At 67.2% G+C, this 15,195-nt stretch carries 17 protein-coding genes; 7 read left to right on the top strand and 10 right to left on the bottom strand.

Annotated elements, in window-relative coordinates; all coding sequences use genetic code 11:
• Window positions 1-24 precede the first annotated feature (24 nt).
• Together BST42_RS10385 and BST42_RS10380 are read left to right on the top strand one after the other, a co-directional pair.
• Window positions 25-1,455: an MFS transporter gene (locus tag BST42_RS10385; protein WP_083118855.1), complete on the top strand. Its 1,431-nt coding sequence runs from the start codon at window positions 25-27 to the stop codon at window positions 1,453-1,455.
• The gene (locus tag BST42_RS10380) at window positions 1,445-1,861 is read left to right on the top strand and encodes a MarR family winged helix-turn-helix transcriptional regulator (RefSeq protein ID WP_083118505.1); all 417 of its coding nucleotides are present in this window, start codon (window positions 1,445-1,447) and stop codon (window positions 1,859-1,861) included. The genes BST42_RS10385 and BST42_RS10380 overlap by 11 nt, the downstream gene beginning before the upstream one ends.
• Here the strand turns inward: BST42_RS10380 and BST42_RS10375 are convergent.
• The 3 genes from BST42_RS10375 to BST42_RS10365 are packed head-to-tail and all read right to left on the bottom strand — an operon-like array spanning window position 1,854 to window position 5,073.
• Window positions 1,854-2,102 (bottom strand): DUF2630 family protein, encoded by a 249-nt coding sequence (locus tag BST42_RS10375; RefSeq protein WP_083118504.1) that lies wholly within the window; start codon window positions 2,100-2,102, stop codon window positions 1,854-1,856. The genes BST42_RS10380 and BST42_RS10375 overlap by 8 nt on opposite strands.
• A 27-nt stretch (window positions 2,103-2,129) precedes the next feature.
• On the bottom strand, window positions 2,130-3,461 hold the full coding sequence (locus BST42_RS10370; protein WP_083118503.1) for an aspartate aminotransferase family protein: 1,332 nt from the start codon (window positions 3,459-3,461) through the stop codon (window positions 2,130-2,132).
• Window positions 3,462-3,498: 37 nt separating this feature from the next.
• A complete protein-coding gene (locus tag BST42_RS10365; protein WP_083118854.1) occupies window positions 3,499-5,073 on the bottom strand; it encodes an APC family permease in 1,575 nt (524 codons plus the stop codon).
• A 281-nt stretch (window positions 5,074-5,354) separates the two neighbouring features.
• Here BST42_RS10365 and BST42_RS10360 point away from each other — a divergent pair, with 281 nt between their 5' ends.
• From BST42_RS10360 to BST42_RS10345, 4 genes are read left to right on the top strand one after another with little or no spacing between them, the layout of a single operon-like run.
• On the top strand, window positions 5,355-6,368 hold the full coding sequence (locus BST42_RS10360; protein WP_083118852.1) for a phosphotransferase enzyme family protein: 1,014 nt from the start codon (window positions 5,355-5,357) through the stop codon (window positions 6,366-6,368).
• 27 nt (window positions 6,369-6,395) lie between these two features.
• Window positions 6,396-7,172 carry a 3-oxoacyl-ACP reductase FabG gene (gene fabG, locus BST42_RS10355; protein ID WP_083118502.1) on the top strand — a complete coding sequence of 259 codons (777 nt, stop codon included), beginning with the start codon at window positions 6,396-6,398 and terminating at the stop codon, window positions 7,170-7,172.
• A gap of 4 nt (window positions 7,173-7,176) precedes the next feature.
• Entirely contained in the window at window positions 7,177-7,962 is a 786-nt protein-coding gene (locus tag BST42_RS10350; RefSeq protein ID WP_083118501.1) for a GntR family transcriptional regulator, read from the top strand.
• 18 nt (window positions 7,963-7,980) lie between these two features.
• Complete coding sequence (locus BST42_RS10345) at window positions 7,981-8,343, top strand: FKBP-type peptidyl-prolyl cis-trans isomerase (protein WP_083118500.1); 363 nt, start codon at window positions 7,981-7,983, stop codon at window positions 8,341-8,343.
• Here BST42_RS10345 and BST42_RS10340 read toward each other — a convergent pair.
• The 5 genes from BST42_RS10340 to BST42_RS10320 all read right to left on the bottom strand — a co-directional run bounded on the left by BST42_RS10340 (window position 8,318) and on the right by BST42_RS10320 (window position 12,313).
• Entirely contained in the window at window positions 8,318-9,010 is a 693-nt protein-coding gene (locus BST42_RS10340; protein ID WP_165760828.1) for a TetR/AcrR family transcriptional regulator, read from the bottom strand. The two genes, BST42_RS10345 and BST42_RS10340, sit on opposite strands and share 26 nt — an antisense overlap.
• A complete protein-coding gene (locus BST42_RS10335) occupies window positions 9,007-9,726 on the bottom strand; it encodes an SDR family NAD(P)-dependent oxidoreductase (protein WP_165760827.1) in 720 nt (239 codons plus the stop codon). Before BST42_RS10335 ends, BST42_RS10340 begins: the two co-directional genes overlap by 4 nt.
• Window positions 9,723-10,433 (bottom strand): SDR family NAD(P)-dependent oxidoreductase, encoded by a 711-nt coding sequence (locus BST42_RS10330; RefSeq protein WP_083118497.1) that lies wholly within the window; start codon window positions 10,431-10,433, stop codon window positions 9,723-9,725. The genes BST42_RS10335 and BST42_RS10330 overlap by 4 nt, the downstream gene beginning before the upstream one ends.
• A gap of 1 nt (window position 10,434) precedes the next feature.
• The gene (locus tag BST42_RS10325) at window positions 10,435-11,268 is read right to left on the bottom strand and encodes a creatininase (RefSeq protein WP_237159356.1); all 834 of its coding nucleotides are present in this window, start codon (window positions 11,266-11,268) and stop codon (window positions 10,435-10,437) included.
• A 106-nt stretch (window positions 11,269-11,374) separates the two neighbouring features.
• Window positions 11,375-12,313, bottom strand: a complete 939-nt coding sequence (locus tag BST42_RS10320) for a D-2-hydroxyacid dehydrogenase (protein WP_110918555.1) — start codon at window positions 12,311-12,313, stop codon at window positions 11,375-11,377.
• A 76-nt stretch (window positions 12,314-12,389) separates the two neighbouring features.
• Here BST42_RS10320 and BST42_RS10315 point away from each other — a divergent pair, with 76 nt between their 5' ends.
• Window positions 12,390-13,139, top strand: a complete 750-nt coding sequence (locus BST42_RS10315) for a class II aldolase/adducin family protein (protein WP_083118848.1) — start codon at window positions 12,390-12,392, stop codon at window positions 13,137-13,139.
• Window positions 13,140-13,142: 3 nt separating this feature from the next.
• Here BST42_RS10315 and speB (BST42_RS10310) read toward each other — a convergent pair whose 3' ends face one another.
• Both speB (BST42_RS10310) and speB (BST42_RS10305) read right to left on the bottom strand, forming a co-directional pair.
• Window positions 13,143-14,093: an agmatinase gene (gene speB, locus BST42_RS10310; RefSeq protein ID WP_083118496.1), complete on the bottom strand. Its 951-nt coding sequence runs from the start codon at window positions 14,091-14,093 to the stop codon at window positions 13,143-13,145.
• The gene (gene speB, locus BST42_RS10305; RefSeq protein ID WP_083118495.1) at window positions 14,093-15,187 is read right to left on the bottom strand and encodes an agmatinase; all 1,095 of its coding nucleotides are present in this window, start codon (window positions 15,185-15,187) and stop codon (window positions 14,093-14,095) included. The genes speB (BST42_RS10310) and speB (BST42_RS10305) overlap by 1 nt, the downstream gene beginning before the upstream one ends.
• Window positions 15,188-15,195: the final 8 nt, after the last annotated feature.

Raw genomic sequence — 15,195 nt, 5'->3', positions numbered from 1 at the left:
TGTGTGATTACAACTGTTGGCGAGCTGAGCGCACGGCGCAAGACGATCATCCTGGCGTCCTGCTGCCTGAGCCTGCTGATCGTGTCGATGGACTCGACGATCGTCAACGTCGCGATCCCGGCGATCCGCGCCGATCTGCACGCCACCTCGTCACAGATGCAGTGGGTCATCGACATCTACACGCTGGTGCTCGCCTCACTGCTGATGCTCTCCGGCGCCACCGGTGACCGCTTCGGGCGCCGTCGTATCTTCCAGATCGGTCTGGCCACCTTCGCGGTCGGCTCGCTGCTGTGCAGCCTGGCCCCCGACATCGACACCCTGATCGGTGCCCGGCTGATTCAAGGTCTCGGCGGATCGATGATGAATCCCGTTGCGCTGTCCATCATTTCACAGATCTTCGTCGGTAGGGTGGAGCGCGCCCGCGCACTGGGCCTGTGGGGCGCGGTGGTCGGGATCTCGATGGCGCTGGGCCCGATCGTCGGCGGCTTCCTGATCGAGGCGATCAGCTGGCGCGCGGTGTTCTGGATCAACCTGCCCATCTGCGCGGCCGCCATCATCCTCACCGCGATCTTCGTGCCCGAGACCAAGTCGGCCACCATGCGCGACATCGATCCGGTCGGGCAGCTGTTGGCCGTGCTGGCCTTGTTCGGCATCGTCTTCGTCCTGATCGAAGGGCCGGGGATGGGGTGGACCAACCCGCGCATCATCGCGATCGCAGCCTGCGCCGCCGTGGCCCTGCTGGCCTTCCTGCGGTACGAATCACGCCGCCACGACCCCTTCATCGATCTGCGGTTCTTCCGCAGCGTGCCGTTCTCGTCGGCTACGGTCATCGCCGTGTGCGCCTTCGCCGCCTGGGGGGCCTTCCTGTTCATGATGTCGCTGTACCTGCAGGGTGAGCGCGGCTACTCGGCCGCCCACACCGGCCTGATCTATCTGCCGATCGCGATCGGCGCCCTATTCTTCTCGCCGCTGTCGGGCCGGCTGGTGGGCCGGTTCGGCGCGCGCCCGTCGCTGCTGGTGTCCGGTGTTCTGATGACCGCTGCGTCGGTGATGCTGACCTTCCTCACCGCCACGACGCCGGTGTGGGCGCTGTTGGTGATCTTCGCGGTGTACGGCATCGCGTTCGGCATGGTCAACGCGCCGATCACCAATGCCGCGGTCAGCGGGATGCCGCGCGACCGGGCAGGCGCGGCCTCGGCGGTGACCTCGACCAGCAGGCAGGTAGGCGTGAGTATCGGTGTGGCACTGTGCGGTTCGGTCGCCGGTTCGGCGCTGGCGGTCGCGGGTGCGGACTTCACCGCCGCTGCCAGGCCGCTGTGGTGGATGAACTTGGGCCTCGGCGTGGTGATCGTGGTGCTCGCCATCGTGTCCACCTCGGCCCGGGCCAAGCTGTCGGCGCAGCGGTTGGCTCCATTGATCGACGACACCCGAAGCGAGCCCGCTCATGTCGGGTAATCCGCTGGCCGATCAGGTGTGGCGGTCGATGTCGAGCCTGGTGCTGGACAACAAGGACGGCTGGCGTCGCGCGGTCGTCGATCGAACGGGATTGCCGTTCAGCAGGATTCGCATCCTGCGACGGCTCGCGTCGCAGCCGATGACGGTCAAGCAGGTCGCCGAGGCGGCCACCATCGATGCACCGGCCGCCACCGTCGCCGTCAATGATCTCGAGGCGCGCGGACTGGTGGTCCGCCAACCTCATCCGGACAACCGGCGCTGCAAGCTGGTATCGCTCACCGACGCGGGCCGCGACGTGATCGCCGTCCTCGACGACACCGACGACCCGGCGCCGGAGGTCTTGGCGTCGCTCGACGACCAGGACCTTCAGGCGTTGCGGACGATCCTGGCCCGGGTGATCAGCTGAGGTAGCCCTCGACCTCGTCGGCCGGGCGCACGCTGGCCTGGCTCGGGTCGCCGCCGGTCTCACGCAGCGCGCGACGCTGGCGGAGCAGGTCCCAGCACTGGTCGAGCTCGGTTTCGATGGCCCGCAGCCGGGTGTGCTCCTCGGCGGGGTCGAGTTGTCCGTTCACCACCCGCTCACGCAGTTCGCGCTCTTGGGCGACCAGGTCGTGGATCCGGGAAAGGGTCTCGTTGTCTTCAGCCACGGTTCCAGTGTGCCCGACGAAAGCGAGTCAGAACTCAGAAGCGAGGGCGCCCGCGAACTCCGTGCAGAACCAGTCCACATCGGTGCTGGAGAACACCAAGGGCGGACGGATCTTCAGGACGTTGCCGTCGCGGCCGCACACCGAGATCAGCACCCGGCGCTCGCGCATGGTGTTGACCAGTGCCCGCGCGCCGGCCCGGTCCGGTGCGCCGGTCTCGTCGATCACCTCGACGCCGACGTACAGGCCGGTGCCGCGGACGTCGCCGATGCGTGGGTGGTCAGCGGCGAGTCGCGCGATTTCGTCGCGCAGTTGCGAACCGACCTCGGCGGCGTTGCGCATCAGCTTTTCGTCCTCGATGACGTCGAGGACGGCCGCCGCGGCGGCCACCGTCACCGGATTGCCGCCGAAGGTGTTGAAGTACGGGATCTCACGGGCGAAGGTCTCGAGGATCTCCGAGCGGGCCGCCATCGCCGCGATCGGCATGCCGTTGCCCATCGGCTTGCCCATCGTGACGAGGTCCGGCGCGACGCCGTGGCGCAGGAAGCCCCACATCGCGTCGCCGGTGCGGCCGAAGCCGGGTTGGACCTCGTCGGCGATGAACACCCCGCCCGCGCGGTGCACCGCGTCCACCGCGGGCGCCAGCACCGAGGGGTCGGGGTAGATGCCGTCGGAGGAGAAGATGGTGTCGACGATCAGGGCGGAGAAGCCGGCGCCGCTGGCGACCAGCTTGTCGATGGCGGTGACGACGTCGGCGGTGAATCGGCCCGCGAGTTCGTCGGCGGGTATGCGGTAGCTGTCCGGCGGTGGGATCGTGCGGACATGTTCACCGAGCACGGCGGCCCCGCCGATGGACGGCGAGATCGCGGTCACCGCGGCGGTGTTGCCGTGGTAGGCGTCGGTGGTCACGATGACACCCTTTGCGCCGGTGTACATTTCGGCCACTCGCAGCGCCAGGTCGTTGACCTCGGAGCCGGTGCAGGCGTACATCACCTGGTCGATCTGGTCGGACCCCTCGGACCGCAGGGTGTCCAGCAGGCGCCGGCTGTAGTCGACGATGCCGCCGTGCAGATAGCGGGTGTGGGTGTTCAGTGTGGACAGCTGGCGGGTGACCGCCTCCACCACATGCGGGTGGCAGTGCCCGACGCTGGCGACGTTGTTGTAGGCGTCCAGGTAGCAGGCGCCGTCGGCGTCGTAGAGCCGGGTTCCCTCGCCGCGGACCAGGTGCACCGGCCGTTGGTAGAACAGCCGGTACGCCGGGCCCAGAATGCGGTCACGGGCCGCGATCAACGATTCGGTGGCGGAATCGACCGGGTGATCCGCCGAGTAGCTGTTGGAATCCATGATGTTGGAAAAGCTCATCGTGCTACTCCCTCGTCGACGCGGCCCGTGACTGCACTCACTGCCGTTCGTGCGCCTCTTCGAGCACCGTGCGGCCCAGCTCCGAATAGCGCTGGGGCGAGGTGTATTTCAGCACCACGGCCAGCACGATGCCGCCGATGCCGACGACGCCCACCACGTAGGGGATGATCTCGAAAACCCAGTCGCTGGAGGCGGTACCTGCCGCGAACGATGCGTTCTTGGCCAGCAGGTAGATCACGTAGAGCATGCCGAGGCCGCCGAGCAGCGGAGCCAGGAAGGTCCGGAACCAGTTGGCCGTCTCGGGATGGTTCTTGCCGACATGGAAGTAGGCGATCACGGCGAAGGCGGCCAGCGCCTGCACGATCATGATGGCCGTCGTGCCGAGCAGTGCCATCAACCCGTACAGACCGGTGTAGGGATCGCGACCGGTGAGTGCGAAGAACAGCACCACGACGGTCGCGAAGATGGTCTGGATCAGTCCGGCGATGTGCGGCGAGCCGTGTGTCGGGTGGGTGGCGCCCAGTGTCTTACGCATGCCCGGGATGACGTTCTCGCGGCCGATCGCGTAGATGTAGCGGGCGGCGCAGTTGTGGAATGCCATGCCGCAGGCGAACGAACCCGTCATCAGCAGGATCTTGAACAGGTCGACTGCCCACGTTCCCAGATGTGCGCCGACCGGGCCGAAGAAGATGTCACCGGCCGTCGTCGAATCCTGGGCCAGCGCAATGGCATTCTGCGGTCCGGTGCCGACGATCGCCAGCCACGAGATGAGAACGTAGAACACGCCGATCCCCACGACCGAGCTGATGACCGCGATCGGGATGATCTTCTTCGGGTTCTTCGACTCCTCGCCGTACATCGCGCTGGACTCGAAACCGACCCACGACCAGAATGCGAAGAACAGGCCGATGCCTGCCGAGCCGGCCACCGTGATCATGCTGCCGTCCGCCCCGGCCACCGACCCGGACAGATTCTGAAAAGCGTTGAGCGGGTTGAGCGATCCCCACGACCAGCCCTGCGGGCCGCCACCGGTGAACAGCACCGACAACGCCATCAACGACAGCATGACGATCTCGGTGATCAGGAAGACCCCGAGCACCCTGGCGGCGACGTTGATGTCGAAGTAGGTCAGCACCAGGTTGACCACCAGCATGCCGATGGCGAACACGATCCACGGGATGTTCACGTGGAACAGGGAATTGAAGGTGTCATTGCCGAAGAAGGCGAAGATACCGATCAGCGACGCTTCGAACACCATGTAGGCCATGGCGGTGAGGAAGCCCGCGCCCAACCCGACGATCCGGCCCAACCCGTGTGAGATGTACCCGTAGAACGCTCCGGTTGCGGTGATGTGCTTGCTCATCGCGGCGTAGCCGATGGCGAACAGCGTCAGCACGATCGTGGCCACGAAGTACCCGGCGGGCGCGTATGCGCCATTGCCGAATCCGACGGCGATCGGCACGTTGCCCACCATGGCCGTGATCGGTGCCGCGGTGGCGACGGCCATGAACAGCACGCCGATCAGCCCGACGGCATTCGGCTTGAGTCGTTGGACCGAATCGGATTTGGCATCGGTGTCGGCCGCGGCCGGCGGATCGATGATGTCGCTCATGGTGTGGATTCCCATCTCGAACGTGACTCTTGGTCGCGCCGTTTTTTGGTCTGGTATTTCCCGGTTACGACTGCACCCGGGGAGCGAAGGTGATGTCGGCACGGCTTTGTGGTGCGACGACGACATTGTTACCCCCGCCAGATGCCCTGGTCAACAGGAACTTACAGGCAATGCGCAAGAGATGTTTCCTGTGTGTTTCCCAAAACCCGGTTACGAAACAAGGAGGTTAAATATGCCGATTTGGTCTGCTCGGTGCCCGGTAATGGTCCACACTGGTGCCCATGCCGGGACTGCCGCCGACTCATGAGTCCTTCGCGCGTGCAGCACTGCCCGCGTACGGTCGCGCAGACACCACGCCATTGCGGCTGCTCAGCCTGTCCGAGAACGCCACGTACCTGGTCGACGACGATGAGCCGATCGTGCTGAGAGTGCATCGGCCCGGTTATCACTCACTGGAGGCCATCCGCTCCGAACTGGCGTGGATGCGCGCACTGCGGACCCAGACCCCGGTCGCAACGCCGGAGTTGCTCGCCGCCCGTGACGGCACCGATGTGGTGGCTGCCGAGGTTGACGGGGAGGTCCTGCACGTCGACGCGGTCACCTTCGTCGCGGGCTGCACCGCCGAGGAGAATCCCGACGTCGTCGGCTTCGAGCAGCTCGGCCGACTCACCGCGATCATGCACCAGCACGCCAGGAACTGGGCCTTTCCGTCGGGCTTCACCCGGTTCCGCTGGGACCTCGACACCATCCTGGGGCCAGATGCCCGCTGGGGTAACTGGCGGCTGGCACCCGGCCTGACCGACGACGACCGCGTCATGATCCAGCGCGCTGCCGACGACATCGCGGTGAAACTCACCGACTTCGGTTCTGCGCCAGACCGTTTCGGGCTGGTGCACGCCGACCTTCGGTTGGCCAACCTGATGGTCGACCCGGCCGATGCGGGCGCAGGCATCACCGTGATCGACTTCGACGATTGTGGCTGGTCGTGGTACCTCGCCGATCTGGGGGCGGCGGTGTCGTTCATCGAGGACACCGCGGCCGGCGAGCGCATCATCGCCGAATGGCTCGACGGCTATTTCGAGGCTGGCACCCTGCCCGCCGACCACCTGGCGCTCATCCCGACGTTCGTCATGCTGCGCCGAATCAACCTCACCGCGTGGATCGCCTCGCATGCCGACGCCGACGCCGCGGCTGAACTCGGCCCGGACTTCGCACCCAACACCGCTGCGCTGGCTCAGCGCTATCTGGAGGATCGTACCTGGTTGCAGGACGCGATCTTCGGATCCCGGGTCTGAAAAACTCTATAACACAAGGAGATACGCGTGTTCGATCTGCAGTCGACGTCCGTGGTGGTGACCGGTGGCAGCAAGGGCATCGGGCGGGGCATCGCCGCGGTGTTCGCGTCCGCGGGCGCCAATGTCGCGATCGCGGCGCGATCGACGGCCGAGTTGGACTCGGTTGTCGCGGAGCTGGACGCGCTGGGAAGCGGAAAAGTGTTGGGAATCCAGACCGATGTCACCGATCCGGTGGCATGTGCCGAGTTGGCCGCCTCGGTTGTCGACGCGTTCGGCGGCATCGACGTCGTCTGCGCCAACGCCGGAATCTTCCCCGAGGCACCGTTGGCCACCATGACGCCGGCCCAACTCGCCGAAGTGCTCGACGTCAACGTCAAGGGCAACGTGTTCACCGTGCAGGCCTGTCTGGACGCGCTGATCGCCTCCGGGCGGGGCCGGGTGATCCTGACGTCCTCGATCACCGGACCGATCACCGGCTTTCCGGGGTGGTCGCACTACGGCGCGTCGAAGGCCGCTCAGCTCGGGTTCATGCGCACCGCGGCAATCGAATTGGCGCCGCACGGGATCACGGTCAACGCCGTGCTGCCTGGCAACATCTTCACCGAGGGCCTCGCGGACATGGGTGAGGACTACATCGCCGGGATGACCAAGGCGATCCCCGCAGGGGCCTTGGGCAAGCCGGAGGACATCGGCCATCTGGCCGCGTTTCTGGCCACCGTCGAGGCCGGTTACATCACCGGTCAGGCGATCGCCGTCGACGGCGGTCAGGTTCTGCCCGAATCGCCGGATGCGCTGAATACCTAGTCCGATGGAGGAGTCGGATGGGGGCCCGATCGCGGAGGATGTGCGACGGCGCATCCTGTCGATGCTCGCGCAGGGCACCCTGCGGCCCGGCTCCCGGCTGGGCACCGAACGCGAGATGGCCGACCGTTTCGAGGTCTCCCGCTCCACGCTGCGCAGCGCGCTGCTGCCGCTGAGCCGTGCCGGGGTGCTGGAGCGGCGGACCGGGCGCAACGGGGGGACGTTCGTGCGCGCCGACGTCGTGGAACGTAACGCCGCCGAGTTGGCCGGCCTGCCTGCGCGGTTGCGTAGCGGCGGGCACACCAGTGCCACCCGGGTGCTGGCCACCGACCGCAGGCCGCCCACTCCCGCCGAGGCCGCCGCGCTGGAAATCGCGCCCGGCGACGAGGTTTTCGCGATCCGGCGGCTACGTTTCGCCGACGGGGTTCCGCTTTCGGTGGACTTCTCGTGCTTCGTCGCCGAGCACGCCGTCGATCTCCTGGAGCAGCCGCTCGGCGGCTCGCTGTACGAGTTGTTCGCTGTTCGGTACGGTCTGGTGCCCGCGACGTCCAGCGAGACCATCGAGGTGGTCAGCGCCAGCCCGCGCGAAGCCGACTGGCTCGGCATCGCGCACCGGCGACCGTTGGTGGCGATCACCCGGATCACGCGCGATGCCGCCGACCGGCCGTTCGAGTACGCCTACGACCTGTTCCGAGCCGACCGGGTGCGGCTGACGGCCACCACGTCGACGGTCACCGCGCGGGAGCGCCGCGGTACCGACGGGCGGGTGGAACGCTCGGTCAGCAGCGCGTGAGCGACTACTGTGTGAGCGGTGACGAGCAAACCCGAGATCGAATTCCCCGACGGCCCGGCGCCCACCGAACTGGTCATCAAGGATCTGGTGGTCGGCGAGGGCGATGAGGCCAAGCCCGGCGCCGTCGTCGACGTCCACTACGTAGGGGTCGAGTACGACACCGGCGCCGAGTTCGACAGTTCGTGGAACCGCGGCGAGTCCATCTCCTTCCCGTTGCGCGGGCTGATCCAGGGCTGGCAGGACGGCATCCCCGGCATGAAGGTGGGCGGCCGCCGTCAGCTGACGATCCCGCCCGAGCAGGCCTACGGCCCGGCCGGCGGCGGACACCAGTTGTCCGGCAAAACTCTGATCTTCGTCATCGACCTGCTGTCAACCCGCTAGCCGGATACCCGGCGTGGTCGTCGCCGGCCTGCGCTCGAACGGTGGGCAGCGTCGACGGGTCGCGCAGCAGGCCGCGCACCAGCATGGCGGCCAGCTCCTCGGCGATGTGCTCGCGGGAGTAGGTCGGGTGCCGGAACGGGCTGGCGCCGCCGGGTGAGTGCGCCGCGGAGTTCCGGTACCGGCGCTGCACACCCTCTTCGGCGGCGCAGATGTTCAGTGCGGCGAACTCGGGGTCGCAGTCGATGAATTCGCCGCAGGCGATGCCCTCGCTGATGAGCGTGGCCATGTGCCGGTGCAGCTCCGCGGTGTCGGCCCAGAACTCGGCGAACACCTCGGGCTGCGCTTCGGCGAGCACCTCGACCTCGCAGATGTCGACCGCCGCCGAGCACAACTCGCCGACGTCCAATCGCAATAGGCGCAACAGCCGTACCGCGGGTGAGCCCGGCGCAGCCACCATCTGCCGGGCGAAGTCCAGCGATACCCGGTTGAGGGCGAGCAGGCCCAGCAGGATGTCTTCCTTCTGCCGGAACCAGTAATACAGCGACGACTGGCCGAGTCCGCAGGTGCGGGCGATCTCGGTCATCGTGGTGTTGAGATACCCACGCTCGGCGAACAGCCGGGCGGCGACGACGAGAATGTCGCCGCGGCGGTCGAATTCACTCCTCACGACATCAGCATCCCCCCGTTGATCTGTACGCACTCGCCGGTGAACGACCGTGTACCGGCCAGAAAGCGCACCACGTCGGCCACCTCGGCGGGCTGGATCAGCCGTCCGATCGGCATGTCGGCGCTGTACTCGCGGTGCATCTGCGGCAGGCTGACCCCGCGAAATTCGGCGTCGCGGTGGAGTTGTTCGGTGTCGGTGGGGCCTGGGGCGACCGCGTTGACCCGCACGTCCGGAGCCAATTCGCGGGCCAGCGAACGGGTCATCCCGAGCAGGCCGGCTTTACTGGCCGCGTAGGCGCTGAAGCCCGGCTCGCCGCGCAGGCCGGAGATGCTGCACATGTTCACCACCTGCCCGCCGGCCGCCCGCAGTGCCGGTGCCGCGGCCTGGGTCAGCCAGAGCGGCGACGACAGATTCACGTCGATATCGCGCCACCACAGCTCCATCGTGGTAGCAGTCGGTTCCACGACCGTCATCGTCGCGGCGTTGTTCACCAGCAGGTCGAGCCGGCCCACGTCGGCGACGACGGCGTCCACGAGTGCGTGGCATGCGGTCCGGCCGCGCAGGTCGGCGGGGATTGTCGTTGCGGCGCAGGGGATCTCGCCGGTGCCGGGCAGGTCCGTGCCGATAACGGTCCAGCCCGCGTCGGCCAGCGCCGTCACGATCGCGCGACCTATTCCGCCCGCGGCACCGGTCACCAGTGCGATCGGCCCGCTCACTGGATCACCACGCCGCCGTTGGGCGAGATCACCTGGCCGGTCAGCCAGGTCCACTCGGCCACGTCCACGATCGCGCGGGCCAGTTCGTCTGGTGTGCCGAACCGGTTGAGCGCGATGCTGTTCCGGTAATCCTCGCCGCGCCATCGCTCGGTGAGCATCGCGGTGTCGGTGGGGCCCGGGCATACGATGTTCACGCGCACCTGGTCCGGGCCGTATTCGCGGGCGATCGAGCGAACCAGCCCGATCATCGCCGACTTCGCCGTCACATAGGGCACATGGTTCTCGTCGCCGAGCAAGGCCAGTTCCGAGGAGATCCCGACTATGGAGCCGCGTCGCCGCGCCCGCATTCGGGGACCGACCGTCGCGATCACATTGGCGCAGCCGCCGAGTATCACCTCGAGGCTGCGGCGCCACAGGTCCTCGGTCACCTCCGCCAGCGGTACGTCGACGTCGAAACCCGCGCAGGCGATCGCGACGTCGATCGGGCCGAGATCGGACTCGACGGCGGCGACGAGTGCGTCGACCGCCCCGATATCGGCGACGTCGGCCTCGTAGGCGATGCCGCCGATGTCGTCGGCGACCTGTTCGGCCTGCGCCGTCGAACCGAGGTGGTCGATGGCAACCCGATAGCCGCGTGCGGCAAGCAGATACGCGGTGGCCCGGCCCATCCCGGTGGCGCCGCCGGTGACCAGGGCTGTGCCTGCCATCTCAGCTGTCCCGGTCGGCGGTCAGCAGCATCGCGTCGCGTTCGATCGGCTCGAACTCGGCGTCGAGGATGGACACGATGTGGTCGACGATCCGCTTGGTCAGCAACTCGCCCTTGGCGGCAGAGGCCTGGGTCGCGGACGCGAGCACTCCGGTGGCGGTGGACATCGACTCGTCGATCGGCAGGACGTCCCACGGCACGTTTCGGGCCGGGGCGTCGTCGACGATGCGATCCATTCGCACCGTGGCCGGCCGAAGGTATTCGAACAGTGACGTCTCGATCACCGCGGCGTGCTCGAGCGCCAGGCCGGGAAAACCGTCCGGGAACAGCACATCCAGGTCGGCGTCCCCGAATTCCGGCATCGCGTTCTCGACGACGACGATCTTCACGCCGGGGGAGCGGCCGGACACCAGGTAGGCCGGCTCGTAGACGAAGTTCGTGTTCTCGAAGTGCCAGTTGTACAACATAATTCGGCGGAATCCGGTGCGTATCAACTCGTCGAGCAGGTCTTCGATCATCGCGATGAAGGTGGTCGCGCGCAATGACAGGGTGCCGGGGAACTGCTGCCCGCCGCCGCTGGCCGGCCGTGACCGGTAGCCCAGCCGTAGTGCCGGACCCACCACGAACGGACGTTTGGCGGCGGCCAGCCGCAGCAGCGTCTGCGGGATCACCCAGTCCGCGCTCACCGGCAGGTGCGGCCCGTGCTGTTCGGTCGAACCCACCGCGATCACGACCGGGGCGTCGGCGGCAGCGGCCGCTGCGATCTCGGGCCACGTCATCCACTCGTATTCGGTGGTGCCTGGGCCGATGGCAGGTCTCATCAGGTCGTCGGTCATCGCTCACCTTTATTCATTCGAAGACGAACAATTGATAACACGACGGCGTGATATCGGCATTTTCGATACATTATCGAAACAGCGGGTTCTCGCGCCCGAAACACCGTCAGCCCCGCACGTACCCGGAGTCCGGATCGACGATGTTGTGCAGCTTTTCGCCGCGCAGCCAGCGCTGGAGGTTGTCGACGAACACGCCCATCATGTCGGCCTCGAACCCCACGTAATCGCCGGACATGTGCGGCGACACCAAGACGTTGGGCATCGCCCACAGCGGCGAGTACGCAGGCAGCGGCTCGACCTCGAACACGTCGAGCGCGGCGCCGGCGATGGTCCCCGCCCGCAGCGCCTCGATCAGCTCGTCCTCGACCACAGTGGCCCCCCGGCCGACGTTGACCACGAAGCCGGCCGGCCCCAGCGCGGCGAGCACCTCCGCGTCGATCAGCCCGGTGGTGGCCGCGGTCAGCGGTACCGCGGCGATGAGGATGTCGACCTCGGCGGCGACGGCTGTCAGGTCACTGGATTCATGGCGGCCAACCAGCGTCACGTGAACATCGAGCCTGCTCAGACGGTCTGCGATGGCTCGCCCGATCGAACCTGTGCCGACAACGGCCGCCCGCTTGCCTGCCAGCCTGCCGGTGGTGCGGTAGAGCCAGGTGTGCTCGCGCTGCAGCGCGAGAGTGTCGGGTAGTCCTTTGACGAAGCTGAGCACGGCGGCGAGCACCCACTCGGCGATGGAGATATCGAAGACGCCGCGCGAGTTGGTCAGCGTGATCTGGTGCTGGGCGAGCTCAGGGCAGATCAGCCGGTTGACGCCCACCGACGCGGCGTGCACCCAGCGCAGCCGGTCGGCGCTGCGCAGCACCGGCGCCAGATCGGCGAAGCGGTGGTCCCAGACGTACAGCACCTCGGCCCCTGCGAGTTGGTCACCGGTGGGTGTTCCGCGCACCTCGACGACGTCCACGTCGGGCGGGATCAGCGCCAGCGGCGGGGGTGGCAGTTCGGGGTCGGGTTCGGCGATGACCAGCACCCGCGGACGACTCGACACTCTGCTCCGTTCGGTTCACCGCGACGCGGGCGAACAATTTCGATATCGTATTTGAAAGCCAGTGAACAGGACCATCGTGACCGACCCGAGCACATTTCTCGACCCGTACGCCGGCGAACCGGTGATCGCCGATCCGATCGAACTGCGCGAGCATCGCAAGCGGCGTCTGGCGCTGGCGTACCGGGTGTTCGGCGCCATGGGTTGGGGTTCGCTGGGCGACGGGCACATCTCGGCTCGCGATCCGGAGCAGCCCGAGTGCTTCTGGCTCGGCCGCTACGGGGTGCCGTTCCGGTTCATGACCCCCGACGATTTGGTGCTGGTGCATGCCGACGGGACAGTCGATGGCGGCGGCGAGATCAATGTAGCCGCCTACTACATCCACGCCCCGCTACACGAGGCCCGCCCTGACGTCGTTGCTGCCGCGCATTGCCATACCCCTTACGGCACACCGTTTTCGGCGATGGTCACCCCGCTGGCGCCGATATCGCAGGAGGCCTGCGCCTTCTTCGGCGACCAGGAGATCTTCGACGACGATGAGGTCAACATCTCCTCGACCGACGGCGGCAAGCGCATCGCGGCGACTCTCGGGGGAGCCAGAGCCGCGATCCTGCGCAATCATGGCCTACTGACCGTCGGTGGCAGCGTCGACGCGGCGGTCGGGTACTTCCTGATGATGGAGCGCAGCGCGGAAGTCCAGGTGAAAGCGCGCGACGCGAAGCCGATCGGAGCCGAGGCCGCCCGGCGGGTGCACGACATGTTCGACGAGGTCGCCGCCTGGCAGGTATTCCAATGGGCGCAACGGACGTACGTTCCCGACTCGGTCTGAGGCTCAGCTGTTCGCCACGATCAGACTCAGCAGATCGAACACCACTGTCGCGGCGGCGATCGACGTGATCTCGGCGTGGTCGTAGGCGGGCGCCACCTCCACGACGTCGGCTCCGACAACGTTGATTCCGTTGAGACGACGCAGCATTCGCAGGAGTTCCCGCGAGGTTAGCCCACCGGATTCGGGTGTGCCGGTTCCGGGTGCGAACGCGGGATCGAGGACATCGATGTCGATCGAGAGGTAGACGGGCAGATCGTCGACGCGCCGGGCGACGACGTCGACGGCAGCCTCGACGCCCATCACGTCGAGATCGCCGGCCCGGATGATCCGAAACCCCATCCGGGCGTCGTCTTCGAGGTCCATCCGGTCGTAGATCGGGCCGCGGATGCCGACGTGGATCGAGTGGTCCTCGATGAGCAGGCCTTCCTCGAACGCCCGGCGGAACGGGGTGCCGTGAGTGACCGGGGCTTTGAAGTAGGTGTCCCAGGTGTCGAGGTGGGCGTCGAAATGCACGAGTGCGAGCGGTCCGTGGAAGGCATGCAGCGCGCGAAGATTCGGCAGTGCGACGGTGTGGTCACCGCCGATCGCGACGAACCTGCGTTCCCGCCGGCCGATGATGTCGCGCATGCCGTTCTCGATCTGTGTGCAGGCTTGCGGGATGTCGAACGGCGTGATCGTCACGTCTCCGGCGTCGACGATCTGCACCTGCTCCAGCGGGGCGATCCCGAATTCGACGTGATAACCGGGACGCAGGGTACGCGCCGCCTGGCGCACCGCCATCGGGCCGAAGCGTGCGCCCGGCCGGTAGGAGGTACCGCCGTCGAACGGCAGACCCACCACCGCGATGTCGTACTCGGCGACCTCGTGAATGTCGGCGATCCGCGCGAAGGTGCCCTTGCCCGCATAACGGGGGACCTGGGTCGACGGCGTCGCGCCGACGGGTGTCTCGGGCATCAGTGGTGGTGGTGTGGCCGGGCGCCGCCGTCACCGCGGCGGCGCGCTTGCTCGCCCTCGGTGATCAGCCGGAGCTGTTCGTCCGCCTCGCGTCCGGCGAGCAACGGTTGCATGGGATCCCAGGTGGTGCCGGCCGCCCTGTCCTTGCGGCGGCGGGCGATCGCGGAGATGACTTCCAGGACAACACGATTGCCGAGCAATGCGGTGATATCGGCGTGGTCGTAGGGCGGCGCCACCTCCACCACATCCACTCCGACGACGGGTAACTCGTAGCAGATGCGCCGCACGGCGTCGAGCAGTTCGCGGGCCGAGAAGCCGCCCGGCTCGGGTGTTCCGGTGCCCGGGGCATGGCCGGGATCGCACACGTCGATGTCGACGGAGATGAACACACCGTCGCAATCGGTGGTGGCGATCTCGAACGCCTCCGTCAGACAGGGTTCCAGGCCACGGGCGACGATCTCGGTCATCTCATAGGACCGCAGGCCGTGCGCCGCCATCCACTGCAGTACGGGCTCGTCGGGCCAGTACCCGCGCAATCCCAGCTGCAGGAACCGATCTCCGCGCAGCGCGCCGGACTCGATGAGCCTGCGCATCGGGGTGCCGTGGCCGATGAGTGACCCGTTGTGAATGTCGCCGGTGTCGGCGTGGGCGTCGAAGTGGATCATCGAGATCTTGCCGAACCCGTGGTGGCGGGCGACACCGGTGTGGTCCGGCCAGGCGATGGTGTGGTCACCGCCGAGGACGATGGGGATGGCGCCTGCGGCGGTGATCTTGTAGACGTCCTCCTCGATCATCTTCACGGCCCGCTCGATATCGCCGCTGTAGAGCATCACGTCGCCGGCATCGTAGACACGCAGATCCTTCAGGCCGTCGACCCGCAGTGCGAGGCTGGGGCGAGAGCCGTCTTGCGGCAGATAACAGGCCTGACGCAATGCCGATGGCCCGAAGCGGGCGCCGGAGCGGTAGTTGGTGCCGCCGTCCAGTGGGGCGCCGAGGATGACGATATCGGCGTCGGCATAACTGGATTCGTCGGCGAGGTCGCATCGGGGGACGCCGAGAAAGGTGATGTCCGGGCCGAACAGGACGCCTGCCATGTGTGCTG

It is taken from the genome of Mycolicibacterium rhodesiae (genome assembly GCF_002086695.1).
Taxonomy (GTDB): Bacteria; Actinomycetota; Actinomycetes; order Mycobacteriales; family Mycobacteriaceae; genus Mycobacterium; species Mycobacterium rhodesiae.
The sequence above is the reverse complement of the archived record's forward strand: the minus strand, read 5'-3'. Positions and strand labels throughout refer to the sequence as shown.

Excerpts from the sequence above, each read along its gene's own strand:
- speB (WP_083118496.1), bottom strand. The coding sequence starts at position 14,093 with ATGCCCGAGACACCCGTCGGCGCGACGCCGTCGACCCAGGTCCCCCGT.
- BST42_RS10350 (WP_083118501.1), top strand. The coding sequence starts at position 7,177 with ATGGAGGAGTCGGATGGGGGCCCGATCGCGGAGGATGTGCGACGGCGC.
- speB (WP_083118495.1), bottom strand. The coding sequence starts at position 15,187 with ATGGCAGGCGTCCTGTTCGGCCCGGACATCACCTTTCTCGGCGTCCCC.
- BST42_RS10330 (WP_083118497.1), bottom strand. The coding sequence starts at position 10,433 with ATGGCAGGCACAGCCCTGGTCACCGGCGGCGCCACCGGGATGGGCCGG.
- BST42_RS10325 (WP_237159356.1), bottom strand. The coding sequence starts at position 11,268 with ATGACCGACGACCTGATGAGACCTGCCATCGGCCCAGGCACCACCGAA.
- BST42_RS10380 (WP_083118505.1), top strand. The coding sequence starts at position 1,445 with ATGTCGGGTAATCCGCTGGCCGATCAGGTGTGGCGGTCGATGTCGAGC.
- BST42_RS10360 (WP_083118852.1), top strand. The coding sequence starts at position 5,355 with ATGCCGGGACTGCCGCCGACTCATGAGTCCTTCGCGCGTGCAGCACTG.
- BST42_RS10365 (WP_083118854.1), bottom strand. The coding sequence starts at position 5,073 with ATGAGCGACATCATCGATCCGCCGGCCGCGGCCGACACCGATGCCAAA.
- BST42_RS10370 (WP_083118503.1), bottom strand. The coding sequence starts at position 3,461 with ATGAGCTTTTCCAACATCATGGATTCCAACAGCTACTCGGCGGATCAC.